This window comes from Streptomyces sp. NPDC016677, from assembly GCF_055562815.1.
This window is the reverse complement of sequence record NZ_JBVHEO010000019.1, coordinates 64,403-89,814: the sequence shown is the minus strand read 5'-3', so window position 1 is coordinate 89,814 and position 25,412 is coordinate 64,403. Positions and strand designations below refer to the sequence as shown.

At 74.4% G+C, this 25,412-nt stretch carries 22 protein-coding genes; 13 read left to right on the top strand and 9 right to left on the bottom strand.

Translation table 11 applies throughout. The annotated features are described in order from the left end of the window. Positions 1 to 42: 42 nt before the first annotated feature. The 4 genes from ACZ3IG_RS32605 (at position 43) to ACZ3IG_RS32590 (ending at position 2,474) form a co-directional block, all read left to right on the top strand. The gene (locus ACZ3IG_RS32605) at positions 43 to 1,413 is read left to right on the top strand and encodes a cytochrome P450 (protein WP_467436611.1); all 1,371 of its coding nucleotides are present in this window, start codon (positions 43 to 45) and stop codon (positions 1,411 to 1,413) included. Between the two features lie 224 nt (positions 1,414 to 1,637). Continuing rightward, positions 1,638 to 1,859 carry a hypothetical protein gene (locus tag ACZ3IG_RS32600; RefSeq protein WP_467436609.1) on the top strand — a complete coding sequence of 74 codons (222 nt, stop codon included), beginning with the start codon at positions 1,638 to 1,640 and terminating at the stop codon, positions 1,857 to 1,859. A gap of 71 nt (positions 1,860 to 1,930) precedes the next feature. Then, positions 1,931 to 2,197 carry a hypothetical protein gene (locus ACZ3IG_RS32595; RefSeq protein ID WP_467436608.1) on the top strand — a complete coding sequence of 89 codons (267 nt, stop codon included), beginning with the start codon at positions 1,931 to 1,933 and terminating at the stop codon, positions 2,195 to 2,197. A 1-nt stretch (position 2,198) separates the two neighbouring features. After that, positions 2,199 to 2,474: a hypothetical protein gene (locus tag ACZ3IG_RS32590; RefSeq protein WP_467436607.1), complete on the top strand. Its 276-nt coding sequence runs from the start codon at positions 2,199 to 2,201 to the stop codon at positions 2,472 to 2,474. A gap of 17 nt (positions 2,475 to 2,491) precedes the next feature. Here ACZ3IG_RS32590 and ACZ3IG_RS32585 read toward each other — a convergent pair whose 3' ends face one another. After that, positions 2,492 to 3,904 carry a pyridoxal phosphate-dependent decarboxylase family protein gene (locus ACZ3IG_RS32585; RefSeq protein ID WP_467436605.1) on the bottom strand — a complete coding sequence of 471 codons (1,413 nt, stop codon included), beginning with the start codon at positions 3,902 to 3,904 and terminating at the stop codon, positions 2,492 to 2,494. Positions 3,905 to 3,951: 47 nt separating this feature from the next. On the opposite strand from ACZ3IG_RS32585, the gene ACZ3IG_RS32580 reads away from it, so the two are divergent. The 4 genes from ACZ3IG_RS32580 (at position 3,952) to ACZ3IG_RS32565 (ending at position 8,779) form a co-directional block, all read left to right on the top strand. Continuing rightward, on the top strand, positions 3,952 to 4,872 hold the full coding sequence (locus ACZ3IG_RS32580) for a hypothetical protein (protein WP_467436604.1): 921 nt from the start codon (positions 3,952 to 3,954) through the stop codon (positions 4,870 to 4,872). A gap of 2 nt (positions 4,873 to 4,874) precedes the next feature. Beyond that, a complete protein-coding gene (locus tag ACZ3IG_RS32575; RefSeq protein WP_467436603.1) occupies positions 4,875 to 6,299 on the top strand; it encodes an ATP-grasp domain-containing protein in 1,425 nt (474 codons plus the stop codon). After that, positions 6,296 to 8,080 carry a pyridoxal phosphate-dependent decarboxylase family protein gene (locus ACZ3IG_RS32570; RefSeq protein ID WP_467436601.1) on the top strand — a complete coding sequence of 595 codons (1,785 nt, stop codon included), beginning with the start codon at positions 6,296 to 6,298 and terminating at the stop codon, positions 8,078 to 8,080. The genes ACZ3IG_RS32575 and ACZ3IG_RS32570 overlap by 4 nt, the downstream gene beginning before the upstream one ends. Positions 8,081 to 8,287: 207 nt before the next feature. Then, entirely contained in the window at positions 8,288 to 8,779 is a 492-nt protein-coding gene (locus ACZ3IG_RS32565; protein ID WP_467436600.1) for a DedA family protein, read from the top strand. 34 nt (positions 8,780 to 8,813) lie between these two features. Here the strand turns inward: ACZ3IG_RS32565 and ACZ3IG_RS32560 are convergent, their stop codons facing one another. Genes ACZ3IG_RS32560 through ACZ3IG_RS32550 form a run of 3 tightly spaced genes read right to left on the bottom strand, consistent with a single transcriptional unit; the run spans position 8,814 to position 11,834 of the window. Next, positions 8,814 to 10,319: a tripartite tricarboxylate transporter permease gene (locus ACZ3IG_RS32560; RefSeq protein WP_467436599.1), complete on the bottom strand. Its 1,506-nt coding sequence runs from the start codon at positions 10,317 to 10,319 to the stop codon at positions 8,814 to 8,816. A 1-nt stretch (position 10,320) separates the two neighbouring features. Further along, a complete protein-coding gene (locus ACZ3IG_RS32555; RefSeq protein ID WP_467436597.1) occupies positions 10,321 to 10,854 on the bottom strand; it encodes a tripartite tricarboxylate transporter TctB family protein in 534 nt (177 codons plus the stop codon). Then, entirely contained in the window at positions 10,851 to 11,834 is a 984-nt protein-coding gene (locus tag ACZ3IG_RS32550) for a Bug family tripartite tricarboxylate transporter substrate binding protein (RefSeq protein WP_467436675.1), read from the bottom strand. Before ACZ3IG_RS32550 ends, ACZ3IG_RS32555 begins: the two co-directional genes overlap by 4 nt. Positions 11,835 to 12,082: 248 nt before the next feature. Between ACZ3IG_RS32550 and ACZ3IG_RS32545 the strand changes: the two genes are divergently transcribed. Next, on the top strand, positions 12,083 to 12,892 hold the full coding sequence (locus tag ACZ3IG_RS32545; protein WP_467436596.1) for a response regulator: 810 nt from the start codon (positions 12,083 to 12,085) through the stop codon (positions 12,890 to 12,892). Positions 12,893 to 12,979: 87 nt separating this feature from the next. Here ACZ3IG_RS32545 and ACZ3IG_RS32540 read toward each other — a convergent pair whose 3' ends face one another. From ACZ3IG_RS32540 to ACZ3IG_RS32525, 4 genes are all read right to left on the bottom strand, one after another. Then, a complete protein-coding gene (locus ACZ3IG_RS32540) occupies positions 12,980 to 15,889 on the bottom strand; it encodes an ATP-binding protein (RefSeq protein ID WP_467436594.1) in 2,910 nt (969 codons plus the stop codon). A gap of 222 nt (positions 15,890 to 16,111) precedes the next feature. Continuing rightward, positions 16,112 to 17,161, bottom strand: coding sequence for a (-)-alpha-amorphene synthase (locus ACZ3IG_RS32535; RefSeq protein WP_467436673.1), 1,050 nt, complete (start codon positions 17,159 to 17,161; stop codon positions 16,112 to 16,114). 27 nt (positions 17,162 to 17,188) lie between these two features. After that, complete coding sequence (locus tag ACZ3IG_RS32530; RefSeq protein ID WP_467436593.1) at positions 17,189 to 18,661, bottom strand: cytochrome P450; 1,473 nt, start codon at positions 18,659 to 18,661, stop codon at positions 17,189 to 17,191. Between the two features lie 197 nt (positions 18,662 to 18,858). Next, positions 18,859 to 19,440, bottom strand: coding sequence for a TetR/AcrR family transcriptional regulator (locus ACZ3IG_RS32525; RefSeq protein WP_467436592.1), 582 nt, complete (start codon positions 19,438 to 19,440; stop codon positions 18,859 to 18,861). Positions 19,441 to 19,692: 252 nt separating this feature from the next. Between ACZ3IG_RS32525 and ACZ3IG_RS32520 the strand changes: the two genes are divergently transcribed. From ACZ3IG_RS32520 to ACZ3IG_RS32505, 4 genes are read left to right on the top strand one after another with little or no spacing between them, the layout of a single operon-like run. Then, positions 19,693 to 20,259: a (2Fe-2S)-binding protein gene (locus tag ACZ3IG_RS32520; protein WP_467436591.1), complete on the top strand. Its 567-nt coding sequence runs from the start codon at positions 19,693 to 19,695 to the stop codon at positions 20,257 to 20,259. Then, positions 20,256 to 21,248, top strand: coding sequence for an FAD binding domain-containing protein (locus ACZ3IG_RS32515; RefSeq protein ID WP_467436590.1), 993 nt, complete (start codon positions 20,256 to 20,258; stop codon positions 21,246 to 21,248). Before ACZ3IG_RS32520 ends, ACZ3IG_RS32515 begins: the two co-directional genes overlap by 4 nt. After that, on the top strand, positions 21,245 to 23,371 hold the full coding sequence (locus tag ACZ3IG_RS32510) for a xanthine dehydrogenase family protein molybdopterin-binding subunit (RefSeq protein ID WP_467436588.1): 2,127 nt from the start codon (positions 21,245 to 21,247) through the stop codon (positions 23,369 to 23,371). The genes ACZ3IG_RS32515 and ACZ3IG_RS32510 overlap by 4 nt, the downstream gene beginning before the upstream one ends. Continuing rightward, positions 23,364 to 24,494, top strand: a complete 1,131-nt coding sequence (locus ACZ3IG_RS32505; protein WP_467436587.1) for an XdhC family protein — start codon at positions 23,364 to 23,366, stop codon at positions 24,492 to 24,494. Before ACZ3IG_RS32510 ends, ACZ3IG_RS32505 begins: the two co-directional genes overlap by 8 nt. A gap of 25 nt (positions 24,495 to 24,519) precedes the next feature. Here ACZ3IG_RS32505 and ACZ3IG_RS32500 read toward each other — a convergent pair whose 3' ends face one another. Continuing rightward, complete coding sequence (locus ACZ3IG_RS32500; protein ID WP_467436586.1) at positions 24,520 to 25,251, bottom strand: polysaccharide deacetylase family protein; 732 nt, start codon at positions 25,249 to 25,251, stop codon at positions 24,520 to 24,522. Positions 25,252 to 25,412: the final 161 nt, after the last annotated feature.

Below are 25,412 nucleotides of genomic sequence, written 5' to 3'. Positions count from 1 at the left end.
CTCCCTCCCTCCCTCCCTCCGCCGTCGACGTGGAGTACTGTCGTGGACCCGACCGAGCAGCGCGCAGCAACCCCGCCCGACGAGCGCTCCGCAGAGGGCCGCGCCGTCGCCCCACTGGTCTCAGGATCCCTTCCCGTGCTGGGGCACATGCCCGCGTTCATGCGGGACGCCACCGCCCTTCTGGAGCGCGGGTACGTCGAACACGGAAGGTCGTTCCGGCTGAACCTCGCCGGTGTACCCGGGATCGTCCTGCTGGACCCCGAACACCGCGGCGACATCATGACCCTGCCGGAGGAGACACTGTCCATCGCCGCCTCCTACCCGTTCCTGCGGACCATGTTCGGGTCCGACTTCTACTTCATGGCCCCCACCCCGGAGTACCGGCGCCAGCGCGAGTTGTACGTACCCGTCTTCCGGGCCGGCGCCCTCCACGGCTACCTGCCCATGATGGAAGGACACACCCAGGACCTGATCCGGCAACTGGGTGACAGAGGCGAAGTGGAACTAGTCCGCCTGTGCGCCGAACTGAACCTGCGCATCATCGCCGACACCTTCTTCGGGGAGGACCTCGGCCACCGCCTCGTCGGCGCGCTGGACGACTTCGAGGACTTCTCCGCCAACGTCAGCTTCCTGCTGCCCCCTTGGCTGCGCCCCCTGCGGTCACGGCGCAGCCGCAAGGCCCGCCGGCGCCTGCACGTCATCGTCCGGGACTGTCTCGCCCAGCGGCGCGCCCGTCCGACGGCGGAACCGGACTTCCTCCAGTCCCTGTGCCGCAGCCGCTACGCCGACGGTACGGCCGTACCGGACAGCTCCACCGTTCACCAGGCCCTCGGTCTGGTGTGGGCCGCCCGGGAGACCACCGCCGGGCAGCTGGCGTGGAGCCTCGCCGATCTGCTGACCCACCCCCAGTACCAGGCCGCCCTCCTGGCTGAACAACGCGAGCACGTGCCGGCCGGGCAGCCGCTCACCATGGAGGCGATGCACGCCCTCACCCGCCTCGACCACCTGATGTACGAATCCGAGCGGCTGCACCCGCTGGCCATCCTGATCGCCCGTAAGGCGATGCGTCACCTGCGCATCGGCCCGTGCCGCATCGCCCGCGGGACCATGGTCCTCACCTCGCCGTACCTCACTCACCGACTGCCCGAGGAATGGCCCGACCCGCAAGCGTTCCGCCCCGAGCGCTTCGAACGAGACCCCAGAGCCGCCCGGAACCTGCTGGGATTCGGCTCAGGCATCCACCGCTGCCTGGGCCAGGGCTATGCCCGCCTGGAGACCAAGGTCTTCCTCACTCTCCTGCTGCGCCGCTACCACATGGAACTGCTCGACACCCCGACACCCGTGCGCGGCCTGTCCCCCCGGGGCCTGGCCGCGCCGTGCCGCATCCGCTACAGACTCCGCGACCCCGGGTGAGGCGGGCGGGACGGGTACGTGCTGTTGCGGGCTCCCCAGTCGCCGACGGGTCCGGGTCACCCGAACGGATTGCCGGGAAAACCGCTTTTCACAGGGCAGTGTCCTCCGACCGGCCTACCCCGTTGTCACCGCGTACCAGCTGTGACGTACCGGTGAAAGCGATGAAGATGGCGCACATGACGAACGGGTGCAGGCGCGTTGTGCTGACGCTCTGCTGCGGCCTGATGGCGTCGGGAGCCGGCGGGACGGCTCACGCGGACAGCAACGACAACCTGGCCGACCCGCCGATGACCTGCGGTGCGGGGCCGCTCTCGGTGAGCACCGAGGGGCAGTCGTGCGTCACGGACCAGCAGGTCGACCAGCAGATGGTCAAGCACCACAGCAAGAGCGCCGACCTCGTCGACTTCGCCGACGTGATCACGCCGGTCGACGGCCTGGTGCCTTGAGGCTCAGTACGTCCTCCGCCCCGGCCGAAGAAGCCGGGGCGGGCGTTCCCGTTCAGTTCAGGAGTTCATCGATGCGTACCCGTCAGTTCGTCGGAGCCACGGTCCTGGCCGCGGGGGTGCTGGTGCTGTCCGCCGCGGGAGGGGCCGCGGCGGACACCAACATCAACACCCACAGCCCGTCGATGCTGTGTGACACCGGACCGGCGGCCGCCACCACCGCTCCCAGCTCGTGCGAGGCACGGCAGCGGGTGAAGCAGGGCGTGCTGAAGACCCACACCGAGGACGTCGACCTGGTCAACCGGCTCGACGTCGCCGTCCCGGCCGCCCTGGGAGCCTGAGATGGCGGCAGGACGCCCCAGGGGAGTGATGCGCACGGCCGGCCTGTCGCTGACGGCGCTGGCCGCCGTGCTGGCGAACGGGACGGAGGCCGCGGCCGACTCCAACCAGACCGAGCAGAGACCGGTGATGCTCTGCAACATCGTGCTGCTCTCGCCCGGGGCCCAGGTCGGCGACGGGTGCAAGGCCCTGCAGGCCGGCGGGCAGAGCATCGTGAAGGAGGACAGCGTCAGCCACACGCTGGTCGACTTCGTCGGTGTCCGGCCGACCGCGTTGTGACGGAGCCGTCCGGACCGTCAGGAGACGGACGCGGCGCAGGCCCGGACGGTGTCCCAGGCCCGGCGGACGGTCGTCTCGTCGGCGTAGGGGGAACCCAGGGCGGCGCGCAGGACCGGCCGGCCGTCCACGGTGGCGGGTGTGCACAGGACCTCCGGTTTCCCGGTGAGGCGCCGGGTGATGTCCCGGGTCACCTCGTCGCTCTCCGCGCGCAGCACGACGAGCCCCAGCCGATGGGCCACGAGACGGAAGCCGGGCTCCCGCTCGACCAGGGAGGCGAGCAGGGCGGCGAGCCGGACGTCGCGCCGGATCACCTCCCGCAGTCCCTCCAGCCCGTGGGCGCGCAGCACGTACCAGAGCTTCAGGGCCCGCATCGGGCGGCCGAGCGGGACCTGCCAGTCCTTGAAGTCGACGACCTGCCCCGAGTCGGTGGCGTCGTTGCGCAGGTAGGAGGAGGTCGCGCCGAGGGCGTCGGTCAGGTCCTTGCGGTCGGCGACCCACAGGACGTCGCACGGAATACCGGTGCGCATCCACTTGTGGGCGTTGACGGCGTAGGAGTCCGCGAGGTCCGACTCCGCGTCCTCGGACCGCAGTTCGGGACAGAGCGCCGCGCTGCCGGCGTAGGCGGCGTCGACGTGCAGCCAGACGCCGCGTTCCCGGCAGACGGCGCCGATCCGGGGCACCGGGTCGATGGCGCAGGTGGCGGTGGTGCCCACGGTCGCGACGACGGCGGCGGGCACCAGACCAGCGGCCCGGTCGGCGTCGAGGCGGTCGGCCAGGGCGGCCGGGTCCATGCTGTGCGTGCCGGGGAGGGCCGGAACGAGGACGGGTTCGCCGGCGCCCGCGACGCGGACCACCTTGGGCACACTGTGGTTGGCCTGGTCCGTGCAGTAGACGCGCAGCCGGCCCTCCGTCCCGTGCTCGCGCCACCGGCCCCCCGAGGCGCGGTGCAGGGCGGCGGCCACGGCGACCAGCGCGGCCGACGACGCCGAGTCCTGGATCACGCCGCCGCCCTGCCCGGACGCGTGCGTGAACCGGGACGGCAGGCCCAGGGCACGGGCGAGCCAGTCGCACACCCGCTGTTCCAGCTCCGTGGCGGCGGGCGACGTCGACCACATCATGCCCTGTACGCCCAGCCCCGCCGTGACCAGCTCGGCCAGTACGGAGGCGGGCGAGTTGTTGGCCGGGAAGTAGCCCAGGAAGTTCGGGTGCTGCCAGTGCACCAGCTGCGGCACGATCGTGCGCCAGGTGTCCTCGAGGATGCCGGCCAGGTCCTCGCCCTGCTCGGGCGCCGTCTCCGGGAGCGCCTTGAGCGTGGTGCCCGGTGGGCCGGGCGGCACCACGGGGAGTTCGCAGGAGGCCAGGGCCCGCCAGTGGTCGGCCAGGCGACCGGCCGCGTCGGCAGCGGCGGTCTGAAAAGCGCGCTCGTTCATGTGCGGAAGTTAGACGCGCGTCCTCCCAGGTCCACCCTCATGGAGTCATGATCACCCGTACGAGCCCCGTGTGGCTGCCCCCGCCCGAACTGCTGCCCGACGCTCGTTCGGCGCTCCGCGCCGCGGCGGAGGGGATTCCCGCTCCGTGGGTCGGCCCCGGCCCCGGCGCCGCCCCCCGTCCCGGGGACGCCGAGCCCCTCGCCGACCCCGGGGAGGCCGTGTACGACGCGCACTTCGGTGTGGCCCGTACCCCCCGCGACCCGGCGCGCACCCTGCTGCGGGCACTGCTGCGGACCACCGCCGAGGCGAGTGCCTGGGTCCGCGCTGACGACCGGGCCGCCCTGCACACCGCGCTGTCGGTCTGCGGGGCGGGCGCGCCCGCCCCCGTCGGCGCACCGGCCGGGAGGCCGACGGCCCGCTGGAGGGCGGGGCACCGGCTGTTCTTCGCACTCACCGCGGTCACTGTCGTCGCCCTGCGGGACGCCACCGCCCGGCCCGCGGGACGTCACCCCGGGCCGGCCGCGACCCGGGACGCCGCCGCCCTGCTCCGGGCGAGTGCGGCCGCCATGGAAGCGACCGCGTCCTTCGCCCCGCACGCCTACGAGACAGAGGTACGGCCGTCGATGGCACCGCCCGAGGAACGGGACGGCTTCTCGGGGCTGTGGTCCGCCGACCACCGGGCCCTCGTACGGCAGTTGGGGATCTGGGGCGGGGCCCACGCCGACGCCTGCCCCGCGGGGTGTGCCGCGGGACGTGCGCTCCACGCCGCCCTGGCGGACGTGCACGCCGCTCACCACGGCATCTGCGCCCGCTTCGTCGGCCACGGCCCCTCCCTGCTGGGGACCGGCGCCGACGCCCTGCGCACCCTGGACCGCCTGGCCGCCTCCCGCGGCAGGCTGCTGCGGCCGGACGCGGCCCCGCCGCCCTTGCCCCACCACCGCGAAGCCGCCGCCCCCCGGAGGAGCTGATCGTGCGCCCGAACGCCCCGTCACCCGCCCGGCCCGGACCCGCGTCCGCCGCCCTTCCTCCCGTACGGGAACCGGACGGACCCCGCCCGGTCACGCTGGAGGGCGTCGCGGCCGACGAGGGGACGGCTCACCTGGAACGGCTGGCCGACGAGATCGTCTTCCTCGACCGCTCCGCGTTCCTGCCGGCCTCCTGCCGCCTTGCCACCGGACTGGTACGGCACGAGCCCGTCTCCCCACTGCTGACGGCTCCGCCCCCGCCACGGCCCGCACACCGCACCGGCGGGCGGACGGTCGCCGTCGCCTTCGCCCCCGAACACGGCGACCACGCGCGAGCCTGGGCCCGGCAGCACGGTTGCCCGCTGCTCGCCCCGCCCGCCGGTATCACCGCCCGCGCCTCCGACAAGATCGACTCATTGGACCTGCTGGCCGAGGCGGGCGTCGCCGTCCCCGAGCACCTGGTCGTCCCGGCGCGGCGGTCACCGTCGGCCGCCGTCCACTGGCCGCACGGCTGGGACGCCGCGGTGCTCCAGCGCCGGGAGAACAACCTGGCGGGCCGCGGCACCGTCCCCGTCGACACACCGGACGCGCTGCCCGCGGCCCTGGACGCGTGGACCGGCCACACCCTGCGGCTCAGCAGGCGCGTGCCCGGACTGCCGCTGACCGTCAGCGCCTGCGCCGGAGCGGACCGGACGGTCGTCTCCGCCGTCTCCCACCAGCTCGTCGGCCTGCCGGAACTGACCTTGGGGTGGGGCACCCACTGCGGCAACCAGCTCCTGGACGGCTCCGACCTGCCCGCCCCGCTCCTCACCCGCGTCCGGGACACCGCCCGTGCCGTCGGTGACGTGCTGCGACGGCACGGCTTCCGGGGTGTCTTCGGCCTCGACCTCGTCGTCGACGGCGGGACGCCCGTGGTCATCGAGATCAACCCGCGCTTCCAGACGGTGGCGTCCCTGGCCCAGGCGGCCGAGGCCGCCGCCGGGCTGCTGCCGCTGCTGGGGCTGCACGTACTGGCCTGTCTGCTGCCCGAGCTGCCGCCCGTGCGCGCCCTGACGTGCCCGGTGCCGAGGCTCGCCCAGCTCGTCGTGCACGCCCGGCGGTCCGGCGACGTCACGGGGCTGCCTCGCCCCGGCCACTACCGGCTGACGGCAGAGGGCCCCCTCGAACTGCTCGGACCGGCCGAGGGGACCGGCACGCTCGACGGGACGGCTCTCCCGGTTCCCCTCCCACGGCAGGGGGCCGGGACGGCCCTGCTCTGGCCGCACGCCTCACCGGGTCCTGTGCTGCCCGGCGACGAACTCGTGCTGGTGCAGACCGGCCACCACCTCTGCGACGTGTCCCCGCGCCCCGCCCTCGGACCCTGGGGCCGGACCTGGACCGAACGGCTCCTCGCTCAGGAGATCCGGACCACGACAGGTGATCCCGTATGACCCACGACGCCCCGTCCAGCGACCCGGGCTCCGCGGCCGGTGTCTGCCCGGCGGGGGGCACCCCGGGCGGTGGCTCCGGGGGCGGCGAAGCTCCGGCGGAGGTTTCCCCGGCCGGTGCCTCCCGGGCCGGTGTCTCCTCGGCCGGTGTTCCACCGGCGGAGGTTCCCCTGGCCGGTGTCTCCCGGGCCGGTGTCTCTCCGGTCGGTGTGCCACCGGCCGGCCTTCCCCCGGTCGGTGTGCCACCGGCCGGCCTTCCCCCGGTCGGTGTCTCCCCGCCCACCGGCCCGGTGCCGCCGGCTCGCTCCGCGCGCGCCGGCGAGACCCCGCGCCCCTACCGCCCCGGTGAACTCGCCCTGCCCGTAGAGGAGATGCGGGCCGCCGGTCACCACGCGGTGGACCTCGTCGTGCAGCGGCTGTGCACGGTGGCGGACGGCCCGCCGCACGCCGTCGCCGGACCCGCCGCACTCGCGGCACTGCTCGACGAGCCGCTGCCCGAGGAGGGCGGCGACCTGACGGGACTGCTTGATCACCTCGCCCAGGACGTCCTGCCGCTCGGCATCCGGTTCGACCACCCCCGCTGCTTCGCCTTCGTGCCCACCACCGGGAACTATCCCGCGGTCCTCGCCGACCTGCTCTCCACCGCCCACCTGAGCGTCCCCGGCGCGTGGCTGGTCGGTTCCGGCCCCACCCGTGTCGAACTGACCGCCCTGAACTGGCTGAAAGAGCTGCTGGGGCTGCCCGGACACTGGGGCGGCCTGTTCGTCAGCGGCGGCTCCGCCGCCAACCTCACGGCGCTCGCCGCCGCCCGCGACCATCACCTCGCCGGTGATCCGACCGGCGCCCGCCTCTACTGCTCCACCCAGGCCCACCCCTCCGTAGCCCGCGCCGTCCACCTGCTGGGTCTCGGCCGCGACCAGCTCACCGCCCTCGAACCCGACGCCGGCCAACGCCTCGACCCGCGGGCCCTGGCCGCCCGGATCGACGCCGACCTCACCGCCGGCCTGCGTCCCTTCGCCGTCGTCGCCACCGTCGGCACCACCGGCACCGGCGCCGTCGACCCCGTCCCGGACCTCGCGCGGCTCTGCCGCCGGCACGGGCTGTGGCTGCACGTCGACGGCGCCCACGGGGCGGCGTACGCCCTCTCCGAGCGCGGCCACCAGCTGCGCGACGCGCTGGGGCACGCCGACTCCCTCACCTTCGACCCGCACAAATGGCTGTTCCAGCCCTACGAGACGGGCTGCGTCCTCGTCCGCGATCCGGAGCTTCTCAGGGCCACCTTCCGGATGGCCCGCCACCACCTCGACACCGGCTACCTCCACCCCGCCGAGGCCCGGCACGACGAGGTCAACCTCGACGACCTCGGCCCCCAGCAGTCCCGCGGCCTGCGCGCCCTGAAGGTGTGGCTCTCCCTCAAGACCTTCGGCGCCGCGGCCTTCCGCCGCGCCGTCGACCACGGCCTCCACCTGGCCGACCACGCCGCCGCCCGTATCACCGCCCACCCCGACCTCGACCTCACCAGCGCCCCCGGCCTCGGCATCCTCACCTTCCGCTGCCGGCCCCCGGGCTGCCCCGCCGACCCGTCCGCCGTCGACCGCCTCCAGCAGTCCGTCAGCGACGCCGTCCGCGCCACGGGCCAGGCACTGCTGCTGACCACCCGCGTCCACGGACGGACGGTCCTGAGGATGTGCACCATCAACCCGGCCACCACCACGGCCGACATCGACGCCGCTCTCGAACTGGTGGTCCGGGCGGGGCGGGCGACGCACAACGGTGCCGGGTGAGGCGTGGCGCGGAAGCCGGCCACCCGGCCGGTCCCGCGGGCCCTGCCGGGGAGGAGGTGACGAGGGCCCCTCACCCCGGCGCAGCTCAGCGGGGCCGGGTGCGACAATGGGGGCGGGGGTCGGAACCGGCAGCAGTGGACCGCAGGTGAGACATGGAGACCAGGCTCGTGCCCGTCGATGGCCCGGTGGCGCCGAGGGCGAGGCGTCGTGGATGAGGTCGCGCTCACAGCCGCTGGCCTCTACGTCATCGTGCTGCTGCGGGCCGGAGGGACGTACGCCGTCGGACGGCTCGCCGGCGCCGGAGCGCGGCGCAGCAGGCTCGCCGCCCGGTACTCCTCGGACAGGTTCCGGCGCGTCGAGCGGGCCATTCAGCGCTGGGGCGCGCCCGTGGTCGCCCTCTCCTTCCTGACCGTCGGTTTCCAGACCGCGGCCAACTTCCTCGCCGGGAGCATGCGCATGCCCCTGCCGCGCTATCTGCCCGCGCTCTTCGTGGGCGGAGCGGGCTGGGCGCTGATCTACGCGACCGCCGGGCTCGGAGCGCTCGAACTGCTGGGGCGGCTGTTCGCCGAGCGGACGGAATTCGGGGTGGCCGCGATCGTGGCGGTGCTCCTCGCGGTGTGCGGCGGGGTGCTGTACCGCCGCCGCCGGAAGTCCGCCGCCCCGGCGCTGCGCGAGCCCGCGGTCGAAGAACAGCACTGACAGCGGCTCGCCTCACGCCCGAGGCGGGGGCGGGTCACGCCGCCCCCCGCCTCCGCCTCCGTACCCGCTCCGCCGCCCGCCGCAGCAGTGGCCAGGCCAGCAGCAGCACGATCACCGCGTACACCGTCACCGAGAACGGGGTGTCGACCAGGCCGGTGACGCTGCCGTCGCTGATCTGCAGCGCGCGCCGCAGCTGCTGCTCGGCGGCGGGGCCGAGGATGACGCCGATGACGGCGGGGAGCACCGGCAGCCCGTAGCGCCGCATGCCGAAGCCGACCAGGCCGATGACCAGTAGCGTCACCAGGTCGACGACCTCGCCGCCGACGGCGTAGGCGCCGACCGCCGCGAAGAACATGATCCCCGCGTAGAGGTAGGGGCGCGGGATGCGCAGCAGCCTGGCCCAGACCGGGGCCAGCGGCAGGTTCAGCGCGAGCAGCAGCACCATGCCGACGAAGAGCGAGGCGATCAGGCCCCACACCAGCTCGGGTTCGCGTTCGAAGAGCAGCGGGCCGGGCTGGATGCCGTACTGCTGGAACGCGGCCAGCATCACCGCCGCCACCGCCGTCGTCGGCAGCCCCAGCGTCAGCATCGACACCAGCGTCCCCGCCGCCGACGCGGACGCCGCCGACTCCGGTCCCGCGACGCCCTCGATGGCGCCCTTGCCCCACTCGTCCTGGTGCTTCGAGAGCCGTTTCTCGGTGACGTACGACAGGAAGGTCGGGATCTCCGCGCCGCCCGCCGGGATCGCGCCGAACGGGAAGCCGATGAACGGACCCCGCAGCCAGGACTTCCAGGTCCGGCCCAGATCCGCCCGGCCCAGCCAGGGCCGGCCCACCGGGATCGGAGCGGCCGCCCCGCGCCGCAGATGGGCCGCCACCCACAGCGCCTCCCCGATCGCGAACAGACCGACCGCGACGATCACCACGTCGATGCCGTCGGCCAGTTGCAGCGAACCGAACGTCAGCCGCTGCTGTCCGGTCATCTGGTCCAGGCCCACCAGCCCGATCGTCAGACCGATGAGCAGCGAGGCCATCCCGCGCACGCGCGAGGAGCCCAGCACCGACGTCACCGCGATGAACGCCAGCACCATGAGGGCGAAGTAGTCCGGGGCGCCGATGTCCACCGCCAGATCCGCGACCGTCGGCGCCAGCGCCACCAGCAGGATCGTGCCGATCATGCCGCCCGCGAAGTGGCCCACGGCGGCCGCCGCCAGCGCCTGCGCGCCGCGCCCCGCCTTGGCCATCGGGTTGCCCTCCATGGCCGCGACCACGGCCGCGCTCTCCCCGGGCGTGTTGAGCAGGATCGAGGTCGTCGAGCCGCCGAACATGGCGCCGTAGTAGATGCCCGCGAACATGATGAACGCGGCGACCGGGTCCAGACCGTACGTCACCGGCAGCAGCAGGGCGACCGCCATCGCCGGGCCGATGCCGGGCAGCACGCCGATCGCCGTGCCGAGCAGCACACCGAGCGCGGCCCACAGGAGGTTGAGCGGGGTCAGGGCCGTACCGAAGCCGTCCCACAGGGAGTTGAGGGCGTTCATGTCACAGCACTCCCATCAGCGGTCCGCCGGGGAGCGGGACACCGAGCAACTGGTCGAAGACGGCGTACGTGACGACGGACAGCACCGCGGCGATCAGCGGATCGCGGTCGAGGCGGCGGCTGCCCAGCGCGAACGCGGCGCCCCAGAACAGCAGCGCCCCCGCGATCGGGAAGCCGACGGGCTCGATGAGGACGGCCGCGCCCAGGAAGACCCCGGTGAGCATCAGCACCGTGCGCCAGTCGGCGGGTTCGGACAGGTCGACGTCCTCGCCGCCCTCCGCCTCGCCCCGGCCGCCGCGCAGCACGTCCACCGCGAGCAGCGCGGCGATCAGCAGCAGCCCGGCGCCCACCGCGACCGGCACGGTCCGCGGACCGACCGGGCCGCGCTGGGTGATGTCGACGTCCATGGTCAGCGCGTCGGTCAGCACCAGCGCACCGAGCGCCAGCAGCAGGACGCAGACGCCGAGTTCGGAGTGGTCGCGCAGCCATGAACGCCGATCGGTGGCGGCGGGGGCGGTATCCGTACGGGTACTCACAGGCCCAGCTCCTTCAGTACCGACACCACGCGCTGGTCCTGCGCGTCCAGGAAGTCACCGAACTCCTCGCCGGTGAGGAAGGCGTCGTCCCAGCCGTTGGTCTCCATCGACTTCCGCCACTCGGGGGAGTCGTGCAACTCCTGGACCAGCCGCACCAGTTTGTCCCGTTCGGCGTCCGACAGACCGGGCGGGGCGACGATGCCGCGCCAGTTGGTGAAGTCCACGTCGTAGCCCGCCTCCCTCAGCGTGGGCGCGTCCAGACCCTCAACCCGCTCCGGGCCGGTCACCGCGAGCAGCCGCAGCTCGCCCGCCCTGATCTGGTCGAGGTACTCGCCGACGCCCGAGACACCGAAGGCCACCTTGCCGCCGAGGATCGAGGCGAGCAGCTCGCCGCCGCCGTCGAACGGGACGTAGTTCACCGCCTTCGGGGCGATCCCCGCCGCCCGCGCCATCAGCATCGGCGCGAGGTGGTCCGGCCCGCCCGGTGACGAACCGCCGCCCACCGGCAGCTTGCCCGGGTCCTTCCGCCACGCCCCGATCAGCTCGTCGATCGTCCGGTACGGGGAGTCCTTGGCGACCACCACGACATCCTGCTCCTCGGTGAGGCGGGCGATCGGCGTGGTGTCGGCGAGGGTGCGGGGCGCGTCGTTGGAGCGGACGGCACCCACCACGCCCAGGCCCATGGACATCGCGAGCCTGCCGTTGCCGTGCTCGCCCACCAGGCGGCTCAGCCCCACCGTGCCGCCGGCGCCGGGCAGGTTGAACACCTCGATGCCATGGGTCAGCCCGGCGTCCTCGGCGTCCTTCGCTGCCGTACGGGCCGTGATGTCGTAGCCGCCGCCGGGGCTGTTGGGGACCATGAGGCGCAGGCCCGGGATCTGCGTACCGGTCCCGTCGCCGCCGCCGGTGTCCAGCAGCGGCGGCCCCACGAGCACCAGCACGGCGGCCCCGAACAGGGCGAGGGGGGTGCGCAGGCGCACGATGCCACCACCTGTCGTCGCGTCGATGTGGGCCACATGGTGCCCGCTCCCCGGCACCCCGTCGTCTTTGCGTCACCAACGGAGGTTGTGGTCTTTGCGGTCATTGTCACCGCTCACCCCTGGCGCCCGCCCGGCCGTTCTGCGAACGTCACGGCGGTGAGATCTCGGTGACCAGCGCCTCGACGGGCGCCGCGCACCGCCCGCACGACCGTCAGCCACCCCGTCGACGCGGTGGCGGAAGGAGCGACATGACGACCGGAACCAGCCGGACGGAGCCGATCGACACCCTCGTGGTCGACGACGACTTCATGGTGGCCCGGATCCACCGCGCCTTCGTCGATCGCGTCACCCCGTTCCGTGTCGTCGGCGCCGCCGCCACCGGCGAGCAGGCCCTCGCCGCCGTCGACCGGCTCCGCCCCGGCCTGGTCCTGCTCGACCTGTACCTGCCGGACGGGTTCGGCCTCGACCTCCTGCCGCGGCTGCGCGCCGCCGGCCACGACTGCGACGTCATGGTCGTCAGCGCGGCCCGTGAGACCGACACGGTGCGCGCCGCCGTACGGCAGGGCGTCGTCGACTACCTCCTCAAGCCCTTCGAGTTCGAGGACCTGCGGCTGCGCCTGGAACGGTACGCCGTTCAGCGCGGCCGTCTGCTGGAGACGGTGGTCCGTGGCCAGGCCGACGTGGACCGGGTCCTGGCGGGCGTGCCCGGCCCCGCGCCGGGCCCGGCGCTGCCCAAGGGCATGAGCGTGGAGACCGCCGAGCTGATCGAACGCGCCCTCCGTGACGCCGACGGCACCCTGTCCGCCAGCGAGTGCGCCGCCCGCACCGGCGTCTCCCGGGTCAGCGCCCGGCGCTACCTGGAGTACTTCCACACCGTCGGCAGCGCCGAGGTCTCCCTGCGTTACGGCGTCGCCGGCCGCCCCGAACGCCGCTACCGCCACCGCGACCGCACGGCCGGCCACGGGGGGCTGCCGTCGGCCGGCCTGCCGTCGAGCGGTCTGCCGACGACCGGTCTGCCGTCCAGCGGTCTGCCGTCCACAGGCGGGGTCCGGGCGTGAGCCGCTCCCGGGCCCTGGGGGTGTCCCCGGGGCCGAGGCGTCCCCGGGGGCGAGGCGGTACGGGCGAGGTGGCCGGCTCCGAGCCGGTCAGTAACGCGCCCGGGGCGGGATCTCCAGGGCCCTGCCCAGTCCCTCGGCGTCGGTGCCCAGTTTGCGGTAGACCGAGGAGAGCACCTGCCGCACCCCCTGCTCGGTCAGCCGCAGTTCCTTGGCGACCACGTCCGGCGGATCGTCGCGGGCGGTCATCTCGGCCGCCCGGCGTTCCCGCGCGGTGAGCGTGTCGGTCTGCGCGTACCGCAGCGGCAGTGACCGCAGCCCGGCCGCGGAGAGCTCGGCCCTGGCCCGGCAGGCCAGCCCTTCCGCGCCGCAGTGCACCGCGCGTTCCAGCCCCTGGTAGAGCCGGTCGGCGGCCTCCTGCACCCGGCCGTTGCGGGACAGCAGCGCGCCGTGGCCGACGAGCGCGCGGGCCAGCTCGTAGGCCGCCGGTGACGCCTCCAGCCGCCGCACGGCCTCGTCGTACAGCTCCAGCGCCGCAGCACCGCCGGTCACCTCCGCCTCCGTGCGCAGGGCCTGGCCGATCGCCGACGCGGCCCCGAAGTCCCGGGCCCGCTCGACCGCCTCCCGGGCCAGCCGCACCGCCCGGCCGGGGTCGGCGCGGGCCACGGCCCGGGCCAGGTGCAGCTGCCAGGGACACCAGGAGGGGTTGCGCCAGGCGCGTTCGTCCAGCCGCTCGCCGACCGCGGCCAGGACGCGCGCCGCCGCCCGGTCCCGGCCCTCGGCCAGCAGCAGCTCGGCGTGGACCGTGCGGGGATCGGGATAGATGACGGCGTTCGGCACGGCCTCGCCGTAGCGGTACCGGTCGGCGAGCCGGCGTGCCTGGGCGGTCCGGCCCCGGGCCAGCAGCGTCTGGACGAGGATGCCGACGGCGAACGACTGCGCGGGCACCGCCCCGTCCACCCGGTCGGCGATCGCGAGGCCCGCCCGTGCCAGGTCCTCCGCCTCGGCCAGTGAGCCGCGCCGGTAGCGGATGTACCCCAGGAGGGCCTGACCCAGCGCCAGATGGGAACCGCGCCAGCCCTTGCCCTGGCACTCGGCGATGCCCTGGGTGAACAGTTCCTCCGCCCGGCCCGGCTGGTCGCCGTACATGAACACCATGGCGACGGAGACGGGCACCTCGAAGCCCTGGTGCTCGCTGGTCCAGCTCAGACCGCCGCGCAGCGCCTCCTCGGCGAAGGCCAGGGGGATGTGCCGGGGCTCACCGCGCAGTACGGCGTCCCAGGCGCGCATCCCGAGGATGTAGCGCTCCTCCAGACCGCGGCCGGGCATCCGCTCGGCCAGCCGGGCCAGCACGCGGGAGCGCGCGGGGGAGTCCGGCTCGTCGGTGCGGGAGGCGCTCCACACGAAGTGGTCGGCCAGCATACGCAGCCGGATACGGGCGTTGGCGGCCCGCCGGGCCTCCTCCCCGGCGACCGCGGCCGCCTCCGCGACCCGGTCGGTGTGGGCCAGCGCCTGGGCCAGCCGGAAGACGATCGAGGCACGCAGACCGGGGTCGACGTCCGGTTCCGCCAGCGCCGCGCGGAGGTGACTGACCGTGGCCGCGGGGTCGATCAGGAAGGTGGCGCGGGCCAGTTCGTGCAGCAGGGCGGCCCGCTCCTCGGACGGCGGCGGCTCGTGGAGTGCCCGGGTCAGGACCCGCTGGGCGGCCTCCGGCGCGCCGGCCCGCAGATACTCGCGGGCCGCCGCCCGCAGACAGGCGACGGCCGCCGGCTTGCCCTCGCAGGGCACCTCCAGGAGGTGCCGGGCGGCGGCGGTGGGGCCGAGCCCGGCGGCGAGGACGGCCTCGGCGGCGGTGTTGTGCATCCCGACGCGCAGACCGGCCGGGACGTTCCGGTACACCGCCCTGGCGATCAGGGGGTGGACGAACTCCAGGCCGCCGCCGGCCCCGGTGCCCGGGGCGAGGATACGGGCGGCGCGCAGCCGCTCGGTCGCCGCGGCGCCCTCCTCGGTGCCGACCACCGCGAGGGTCGCGGCCAGCTCCGGCGGGGCCGGTGAACCCAGTACGGCCACGGCCCAGGCGAAACGGACGGTGGCACCGCCGAGCCGGTGCAGCCGGTCGGCCAGTCCCGGCCCCTTGACGGCCGAGGCGAGGTTCCGCATCGCCGCGAGATCGGACGCGGTGCCGGTCAGTCCGGCCTCGTCGAGCCGTACGGCCAGTTCGACGGTCTCGAAGGGGCTGCCGCCGGTGACCGCCCAGCACTCGGCGCAGAACGCGTCCTCGGCGCCCTCGCCCACCCTGTCCCGCACGATCCGGGCCACGGCGGTCTCGGTGAGCGGGGACAGGCTGTGCGGGCGCTGCCCGTGGCGTTCCGTCAGCGCGCGGAACGCGTCCGCCTCGGGCGGCAGTTCGTCGGGCCGGTAGGCGGTGACGATCAGCAGCGGGAGGTCCTCCGCGCGGGGCGCGAAGGAGGCGAGCCAGCCGAGGGACTCGGCGTCCGCCCAGTGCGCGTCGTCCAGCAGTACGACGACCGGCGCCTTGCGCACGGTGAGCTGGGTCATGACCCAGTCCAGGCCGTCGCGGACGCTCAGGGGGTCGGGGGCCCGGGCGGCACCGGCCGCCTCCAGACCGAGGGCGGCGGCGACGATGTCGTACCAACTGCCCAGGAAGGCACGGCGCTCGTGGCCGTCCAGTGCCGCCAGCGAAGGCTGGAGCAACTGGCGCAGCACCCGGAACGCCAGCTCCTGCTCGTTCTCCCCGCCGCGGCCGGACAGCACCGTGCAGCCACGGGCCACCGCCCGGGTCCGGGCCTGGGACAGGAGCGTCGTCTTGCCCATCCCGGCCGGTCCCGTGAACGCGACCACGCCGCCCCGCCGCCCGCGTGGCGTGTCGCCGTCGGTGTCGCACAGCCGGGCCAGGGCATCGTCCAGTGCGCGCAGTTCGTGCGCGCGTTCCAATAATGAACGGTTACCGGTGCCTGGTTGACGCAGTCCAGTCGCCATCTGCCGTACTGCTTCCTGTCGACGGCCGTCGGAGGACAGGGCCGAGCGTACGCCCTGGCGGAGCCGGACTGCCCGGATTCTGAGACAGGTTCGACGAGGATGGGTGAATCCGGCTTCGCTGGTGTATAGGGCGGGCTCCGGGTGGGTAGCGGGGCTCGAATCGCCCCCCCCGCTCGGCGGCCGTCGGTGTCGGGCGGCGTCAGGCGGCACCGGCCGGTGTCACTACCCCACGGGCGCCACCGGCCCCACCGACCCCACCGGTACCCCCGCTGTCTCCGCGTACCGCGGCACCACGCGCGACCAGTGGTAACAGCCCCGGATCCACCCGGCCATGCCCTCGACGTACCCGGCGCCGGCGGGGCTCAGTTCCGGGGCGATCACGCGGCGCAGCCGTTGGAACTCCTCGATCGTGGCGTTGATCCGCCGTACCGCGAGCACGACCGCCTGGGGCAGGGAGCAGTCCTGCGTCCGACGGTAGGCGAGCGCGAGGTTGATCAGGCCGCCCGTCCGGTGTTCCTTCACCGCGGAGAACAGGTCGGGTATCCACACCGCCGCGTCGGCCGAGAGCCTGGCGAGGCGCCGCATCACCGGGTGGTGCAGTTCCCGCGCGGTCAGTTCCTCGGGCTGCGCGGCCTCGCACAGCGGATAGAACGGCTCCACCCCGGCGATCAGCGCCCGGATGGAGGTGACCAGCGAGATCCTCGGCGGGAGCGAGTGGTTCTGCGCCACCGCCTCGTACAGCAGTCCGTGCACGTACTCGCGGCTGTTCCAGGCCCAGCGGGCCGCCTGCGCGGGCGTGCACCGCTCCCGTACGCGCCGGTGGAGGTCGGTCAGGGCCGCCCCGAGCGGGGTGACCGGCGGCTCGCCGTCCCGCAGGATCGCCACGCTCTCGCAGACCATCGGCAGCAGCGCGCCCGGCCCCGAGCGGCCCAGTTCCTCCGCCCGGTCGTCGAAGACGAACTGGTACGCGATCTGATCGGCCACCAGCTGGAGCAGACCGGTGTCCATCGTCGGGCTGTTGTACGAGGCGAGCTGGGCCGGACGGGTCCGGACGATCATGTCCGCGACCGCCGGGTCGTCGGTCAGCCCCCAGCGGCGCAGCCAGGTGTCGACGCCGGCCGCCGCGCGCCGCTCATGGGGGTTGGCCAGAAGCGGGAAGGGCATGTGGAGCGTGGCCTCGATCAGTTCCTTGAGGCTGCTTCCCGGCGTCCCTGCCGGGACCTCCTCGCGCGCCTGCTCCGTCGCCTTCGTCATCTGCACCATGCCCGTCATATCGGTCACCCGCGTCGTCATACGTCGTCACCTGCCTGTCGGAAGTCCGGTCTGCGGGGCGTCGTCCAGGGGTGCGGGCGCTCTGCCCGGCAGGTGTGCCCGCGGTGCGCAGACCAGGACCAGCGACCGGGGGCCCAGCGTGGCCGCCGGGCGCGGCCGGCCGACCGGACCCGACGGTGAGCGCAGCCGCCAGCGGCGGGCGATGACGGCCACGGCGGTGACGGCCTCGGTCATGGCGAACGTGTCGCCGATGCACTTGCGGCTGCCCGCCGCGAAGGGCAGCAGCGCTCCGCCGGCCCCGCCCGCCCCGTCGGCCGCCCGTCCCGGCAGCCACCGCTGCGGACGGAACCGCTCGGGCTCGGGGAACGCATCGTCCCGGTGGTGCAGGAGATAGGGGCTGTAGAGGACGGTGGCGCCGCGCGGCAGGCGGTGCCCGCCCAGTTCGGTCTCCCGGGTGGTGAGCCGGGTGAACAGCCAGCCCGGCGGGCGCAGCCGGAGGGTCTCGGTGACCACGGCGCGGGTGTGGACGAGCCGGGTCAGCTCCTCGGGGCCGGGCAGGGACCGGCCGTCGAGGACCGTGTCCAGTTCCTCGTGCAGCGGGCGCTCCGCCTCCGGATGGTCCGCCAGCAGGCCGAACACGGAGGCCAGACACATGGCGGTGCTCTCGACGCCGGTGAGCAGGAGCGTGACCAACTGGTCGCGGACCTCCCGCTCGGTGAGCGGTTCGGCGGGTCCGGGTGGCGCCGCCGGTCCGGCACCTCGCTCGCCGTCCGCGCGCGTGGCCGCCAGCAGGGTGCCCAGGAGGTCGTCACGGGGCGCGCCGCTGCGGCGCTCGGCGATGATGGCGTCGACCAGCGTGTGCAGCCGTGACACCGCGCTCCGGTAGCGCCGGTTGGCGGGAGTGGGCAGCCGGAACAGGGCGTCCACGGGCAGGACCGTCCGGACGAACAGCCCCCGGACGATCACCGCGAGACAGTCGCGCACCGTCGCGGCCCTTCCGGCGTCCAGGGAGTCGGAGAAGAGCAGCCGGCTGGTGACCCCTGTGGTCAGGGCGACCATCGCCGCCGTCACGTCGACCCGCTGTCCCGGCCGCCACGAGCCGGCCACCGACGCGGCCTCCGCGCCCATGACCCCGGTGCACCGGGCCACCCGCGCGGGACTGAACGCGGGCTGCAGCAGCCTGCGCTGCCGTCGGTACTCGTGATGAGGACAGGTCACCAGGCCGTCGCCCATGAGCCCGCGCAGCCGGTCGTACAGCGGGCCGCCCTTGTCGAAGGTGCGCGGGTCCTTGAGCATCCGGTGGACCAGGTCCGGGTCGCAGACCATCCAGGCCCGGCGCGGTCCCAGACGCAGCTCGACCAAGTCGCCCCGCGCGGGGAGAGTTTCGAGGAAGTCCAGCGGGCGCCGGAACAGTGCGATAGCGTTTCCTAAGAACGGTAATATGCCCGGCGCAACACCGGTCGTCCAGACGCGCTCCGTCGCGGACACGGCCTCGCTCATGGGACACCACCTGCCTCAGCCGACGTACGGACGAGCCCGGTGACCGCTCACCGGGCCGCTGCTCGAATCATTGTTCTGCCCGGCTCAACGGCGCGTGGCCGCCCCATGTCCCCCCACACGGGGGCGCACAGATGCACGAAGGGGCGTCTGTGCGCTCGCAAGGGGCAGGGGGCCACTGAAGGGGACAGGGAGGGCATTCACCTCCCGGGCGCGCCCGTCCGCAGCCCGTCCATGACGAAGTCCAGCAGCCGGGTGGCACGCGTCTGCCAGTCGTTGTGCGGCTCGATCTGCCACAGGCCCGCGATGGCGAGAAAGAAGTCGTCCGCGGTGACGCCGGGGCGGATGGTGCCGATCTCCTCGTTGGCGCGCAGCAGGAGTTCGGCCGCGGCCAGCACCGGGGAGGGCTCCGGCTTGGCCGGGCCGTCCGGGGCGCAGGTGGCCTGCCGGATGGCCTCGGCCAGACCCGCCTTGGTCAGGGCGAAGCGGGCGAGATGATCCAGCCACGCGCGCAGGGCCTGTTCGGGGTCCCGCTCCGCGAGCAGTGCGGCCGCGCTGTCGGCGACCTGCCCCATCTCGTGGCGGTAGATCTCCAGGACCAGCGCCTCCCGGTTGGGGAAGTTGCGGTAGAACGTGCCCTGGCCGACCCCCGCCTTCTTGGCGATGGCGCTCAACGGAGCGTTCGCGCACCGCGTCAGCTCGGTCACCGCCACTGCGAGGATCCGCTCACGGTTGCGCTGCGCGTCCGAACGCAACGGCGCCTTGTGCCCCGGCTGTTCCACCAGTCCTCCTCGCGGGTTCCTGTCCGAATCCCGTCCTTGCTAACCGGACAGCTGTCCGTTACGTTTTTCCCAGCGGACAGCTGTCCGGTTGACGTCAGCATATCCATGTGCGCGACACGCGCCACAGGCCCCGGCCCACCGGCCGCGGGCGGCCCTCGCCGTGTCGTGCCTCCCCCCCCAGATGTTTCCCGAGCCCAACTCTCTCGTACAGCGCCACCCCCTCGTTCCCTGACGTATGAAGAAGGCTGCCCCATGGCTTCAGCGCCCTCGCCGACGTACAGCGCCATCACCTTGAACATCAACGGCGAGAAGCACCCCCTGACCGTCGACCACCGCACCACCCTGCTCGACGCGCTGCGCGAGCGGCTCGACCTGACCGGTACCAAGAAGGGCTGCGACCAGGGACAGTGCGGGGCCTGCACGGTTCTGATCGACGGGCGCCGGTCGGTGGCCTGTCTGCAGCTCGCGGTCGCGGCCGACGGACGCGAGATCACCACCGTCGAGGGCCTGGCCGACGGCGACCGGCTGCACCCGGTGCAGCAGGCGTTCCTCGACCTCGACGGCTACCAGTGCGGCTACTGCACGCCCGGCCAGATCTGTTCGGCCGTCGGCGTCATAGAGGAGCACGCGGCGGGCTGGCCGAGCGCCGCCACCGACGACGTACGGCCCGAGGCCGGGCCGCCCGAGCTGACACCCGAGGAGATCCGGGAGCGGATGAGCGGAAACCTGTGCCGCTGCGCCGCCTACGTCTCCATCGTCGACGCGGTGGCCCGCGCCGCCGAGGAGCGCACGCACGGCACCGAGGAGGCGGCGGCATGAGGGAGTTCGGCTATCAGCGCGCCGACGACGTCCCCGGCGCGGTGGCCCTGCTCGCCGCCGACCCGGACGCCCGTTACCTCGGCGGCGGCACCAACCTCGTCGACCTGATGAAGACCGGCGTCGAACGCCCCGGCCTCCTCGTCGACGTCCGCGAACTGCCCCTGGACGGCATCGAGGCCACCCCCGACGGCGGCCTGCGGATCGGCGCGACCGTCACCAACAGCGACCTCGCCGCCCACCCCGAGGTCCGCCGCCGCTACCCCGCGCTGTCCCAGGCGGTCCTCGCCGGCGCCTCCGGGCAGCTGCGCAACATGGCCACCGTCGGCGGCAACCTGCTCCAGCGCACCCGCTGCGGCTACTTCACCGACACCGCCCGGCCGTGCAACAAGCGCGTCCCCGGCAGCGGTTGCTCCGCCCTCGGCGGCGAGCACCACAACCACGCCGTCCTGGGCGCCTCCGACCACTGCGTGGCCACCCACCCCTCGGACATGGGCGTGGCGCTCACCGCGTTCGACGCCGTCGTCTCCTACGAGACGGCGGAAGGACCGGGAGAGCTGCCCCTCGCCGACTTCTATCTGCCCGTCGGCGACACCCCGCATCGGGAGACCGCCCTGCCGCCGGGCGCGCTGATCACCGGGGTGACCCTGCCGCCCGCCCCGGTCGCCGCCCGCTCCCGCTACCGCAAGGTGCGCGAACGCGCTTCCTACGCCTTCGCGATCGGCTCGGTCGCCGCCGCGCTCGACGTCCACGACGGCGTCGTGCGGGAGGCGCGGCTGGCCTTCGGCGCGGTCGCCTCCCGGCCCTGGCGGGCCCACGCGGCCGAGCACGCGCTGACCGGCGCCCCCGCCGACGCGGAGACCTTCGCCGCCGCCGCGGACGCCGAACTGGCGGCGGCCCGGCCCCTGCCCCACAACGGATACAAGGTGACCCTCATGCGCAACCTCGTGGTGGCCGTCCTGACGCAGCTCACCGAGGAGGCCGCCCGATGACCACCGCCACCACCGGCCGTACGGCGGCGAAGGGCGCCGTCGGCACCGCCCACACCCGCGTCGAGGGCCGCGACAAGGTCACCGGGGCCGCCCGGTACGCCGGCGAGATCCCCTTCGCCGGCCTCGCCCACGGCTGGCTGGTCCTCTCCACCGTCGCCCGCGGCCGCGTCCGCGCGGTCGAGAGCGGCCCCGTCCTGGAGATGCCGGGCGTGCTCGCCGTGCTGCACCACGGCAACGCGCCGCGCGTGGAGTCCGACTACGTCGGCACGATGGGCGTCCCCGACCCGACCGCCGCCGTCTTCCAGCACGACCGGGTGCCGCACATGGGCTGGCCGGTCGCCCTGGTCGTCGCCGAGACGCCCGAACAGGCCCGCGAGGCCGCCGAGTCCCTCGTCGTCCACTACGACGAGGAGCCGCACGACACCGCGCTCTCGGCGGACCGCGCGGACGCCTATCCCGCCGGCGGGTTCATGCCCGCCGTGACGGAGAAGGGCGACCTGGAGGCCGAACTGGCCGCGTCCGCCCACGTCGTGGACGCCGAGTACACCACCCCCGAAGAGCACCACAGCATGATGGAGCCGCACGCGGCCACGGCCCACTGGGACGGCGGCCGGCTGGAGGTGGTCGACTCCAACCAGGGCGTCACCTGGGTCCAGGGCGAACTGGCCAAGATCTTCTCGCTGGACGAGTCCGCGGTCCACGTCCGCTCCGAGCACATCGGCGGAGGCTTCGGCAGCAAGGGCGTCCGCGCCCACCAGGTGTCCGCCGTGATGGCCGCCACCGTCCTCCACCGGCCGGTCCGTGTCGTCATGACCCGCCGCCAGATGTTCTCCCTCGCCGGCTACCGCAGCCCCACCGCCCAGCGGGTCCGGCTCGGCGCCGGCGCCGACGGCCGGCTGCGCGCCCTGGAACACCGCTCGCTGAACCAGACGTCCACCGTCTACGAGTTCATCGAGCCCAGCACCGCCGTGGCCCGGGTGATGTACGACGCCGACGCGCACCGCACGGTCAACGACGTCGTCCGGCTCGACGTGCCGTCCCCGACCTACATGCGCGCGCCGGGCGAGGCACCCGGGTCGTTCGCCCTGGAGGCGGCCCTCGACGAACTGGCCGAGCGGTGCGGCCTCGACCCCATCGAACTGCGCCTGCGCAACGAGCCGGAGACGGGACCGGTCTCCGGCATGCCGTTCAGCAGCCGCAACCTGGCGGCCTGCTTCCGCGAGGGCGCCCGCCGCTTCGGCTGGGCGGACCGCGACCCGCGTCCCCGCGTGCGCCGCGAGGGACGCTGGCTGCTCGGCACCGGCACGGCCGCCGGCTCCTTCCACTCGGGCGCCCTGCCCTCCACCGCCCTGGTGACCGCCGAGCCCGACGGCACCTTCACCGTGCGGATCGCCGCCGCCGACATCGGCACCGGCGCCCGTACCGCCATCACCCTGGTCGCCGCCGACGCGCTGGAGACGACGCCGGACCGGGTCCGGGTGCACATCGGCGACAGCGACTTCGGGCCGGCCGGGATCGCCGGCGGCTCCATGGGCACCCGCTCCTGGGCCTGGGCGGTCGACGCGGCCGCCACCGAACTGCGGGAGCGGCTCGCCCTGGGCACCGGCATCCCGCCCGAGGGCATCACCGTGCGGTCCGACACCACCAAGGCGCTCGAGGCCCTCGCGCACAAGGAACGGCACTCGTTCGGGGCCCAGTTCGCCGAGGTCGCCGTCGACACCGCCACCGGCGAGGTACGGGTGCGCCGGATGCTCGGCATCTTCGCGGCCGGCCGGATCGTCAACCCGCTCACCGCGCGCAACCAGCTCCTCGGCGGCATGGCCTGGGGCATCTCCATGGCCCTGCACGAGGAAGCGGTCCGCGACCACGCTTTCGGCGGTCTCTACGGACCCGACCTCGCCGGCTACCACGTCGCCACCCACGCCGACGTACCCCGCCTGGAGGCCGACTGGGTGGACGACCCCGACCCGGAGGACCCGGTGGGCATCAAGGGCGTCGGCGAGGTCGGCATCGTCGGAGTCGCGGCGGCCATCGCCAACGCCGTCTGGCACGCCACGGGCGTCCGCCACCGGCACCTGCCGATCCGCCCTGACCGCGTCATCGAGGCGGGCGGCCATGTTTGACATCGCCGGCGAGTTGCACCGCTGGGCCGCCGAGGGCCGCGACTTCGCCGTCGCCACCGTCGTGTCCGTCGGCGGCAGCGCCCCGCGCGGTCCGGGCGCCGCCCTCGCCGTCGACGGGGAGGGCACGGCGATCGGCTCCGTCTCCGGCGGCTGTGTGGAGGGCGCGGTGTACGACCTGTGCGTCCAGGCCCTCCAGGACGGCCGGACGGTGCGCGAGCGGTTCGGCTTCAGCGACGAGGACGCCTTCGCGGTGGGGCTGACCTGCGGCGGCATCATCGACGTCCTGGTCACACCGGTCCGCGCGGACGCGCCGTCCCGCACGGTCTTCGAGGCGGCCCTGACGGCCGCCGCCGGCCAGGGCCCCGCGGCCTTCGCCCGGATCGTCGAAGGCCCGGCGGAGCTGCTGGGGAACGCCCTGCTGGTGCGGCCCGACGGGTCGTACGAGGGCGGCCTCGGCGGCCACCCCGACCTGGACCCCACGGCGGCGGCCGAGGCCCGCGCCCTGCTGGACGCCGGCCGCACCGGCCTCGTCGGTCTGTCGGAGGACGGTTCGCACTGCCCCGGCGGGCTCTCGCTGCTCGTCGAGTCGAGTGTGGAACCGCCCCGGATGATCGTGTTCGGCGCGGTCGACTTCGCGGCGGCCCTGGTCCGGGCGGGCAAGTTCCTCGGCTACCGCGTGACGGTGTGCGACGCACGGCCCGTCTTCGCCACGGCGGCCCGCTTCCCCGAGGCCGACGAGATCGTCGTCGACTGGCCGCACCGCTATCTGCGGGGCACCGCCACGGACGCGAGGACAGTGCTGTGCGTGCTCACGCACGACGCCAAGTTCGACGTGCCGCTGCTGACCGAGGCGCTGCGGATGCCGGTCGCGTTCGTCGGCGCGATGGGCTCGCGCCGCACCCACGCCGACCGCACCCGGCGGCTGCGCGAGGCCGGCCTGACCGACCGCGAGCTGTCCCGGCTGCGCTCCCCGATCGGCCTCGACCTGGGCGCCCGTACTCCCGAGGAGACGGCGCTGTCCATCGCGGCGGAGATCGTCGCCGCCCGGCGGGGCGGCACGGGCGTACCGCTCACCGGTTCGGCCGCGCCGATCCACCGGGACCTGACGGGGGCGGCGGCCTGAGACGCGGGGCGGGGGTACGAGCGGCTCACACCGTGCCGTGCCCCGCCAGCGGCCCCACGGCCAGGCCCGCCGCGCGGCAGTCGGCGACGACGGCGGGCAGGGCGGCCAGCGTGGCGCGCCAACTGCCCGGGGCGCAGGCGTGGTCGCTGTCGTGCAGCAGCAGCGTCCCGCCGCCCCGCAGGTCCGCCGCGGCCGTGCGGCGCACCGAGGCGGGCGTGGCGTCCCGCCGCCAGTCCTTGCCCCACGCCGTCCACAGCACCGGCCGCAGCCCCGCGCGCCGGGCGGCAGCCCAGCGTCCGGAGGTGAGGATGCCGTAGGGCGGGCGGTACCAGTACGGCCACCGGCCGGTGACGTCGCGCACCGACCGCGCCGCGCGGACCAGCTCACGGGCGTCCCGGACGGGCGACGGCAGCCAGGGGCGGTCGTGGGCCCAGCCGTGGACGGCGAGTTCGTGTCCCCGGCGGACCGTCTCCTCGGCCACTCCCGGATGGCGGGCGACGCTCTCGCCGAGGACGAAGAACGTCGCCCGCACGCCGAGATCGTCCAGCGCGTCGAGGAAGCGCGGAGTGGAGACCGGGTCGGGGCCGTCGTCGAAGGTGAGGGCGACATGGCCGGGGCGGCCCGCGCCGGCCAGACCGGGCAGCCAGCGGCGGCGCGGCCCCGGCAGCCAGGTGGCGGCCGGACCGACATGGGCCAGCGCCACGGCCAACGGCGCCACGGCGCAGGCCGCGCGCAGGGCACGGGACCGGTCGCTCATCCGGCGGGCTCCTTCGCTGAGGCTGAGGCAGGGAGACAGGGAGGGACAGGGACGAGAGGGACAGGGACGAGGGGGACAGGGACAGAGGGCTGGGGCTGTGCCGGGGCCGGCGTGATGCCCCCGCGGCCTGCCGGCCTCGGCGGACGGCGGCCCATGCCTCG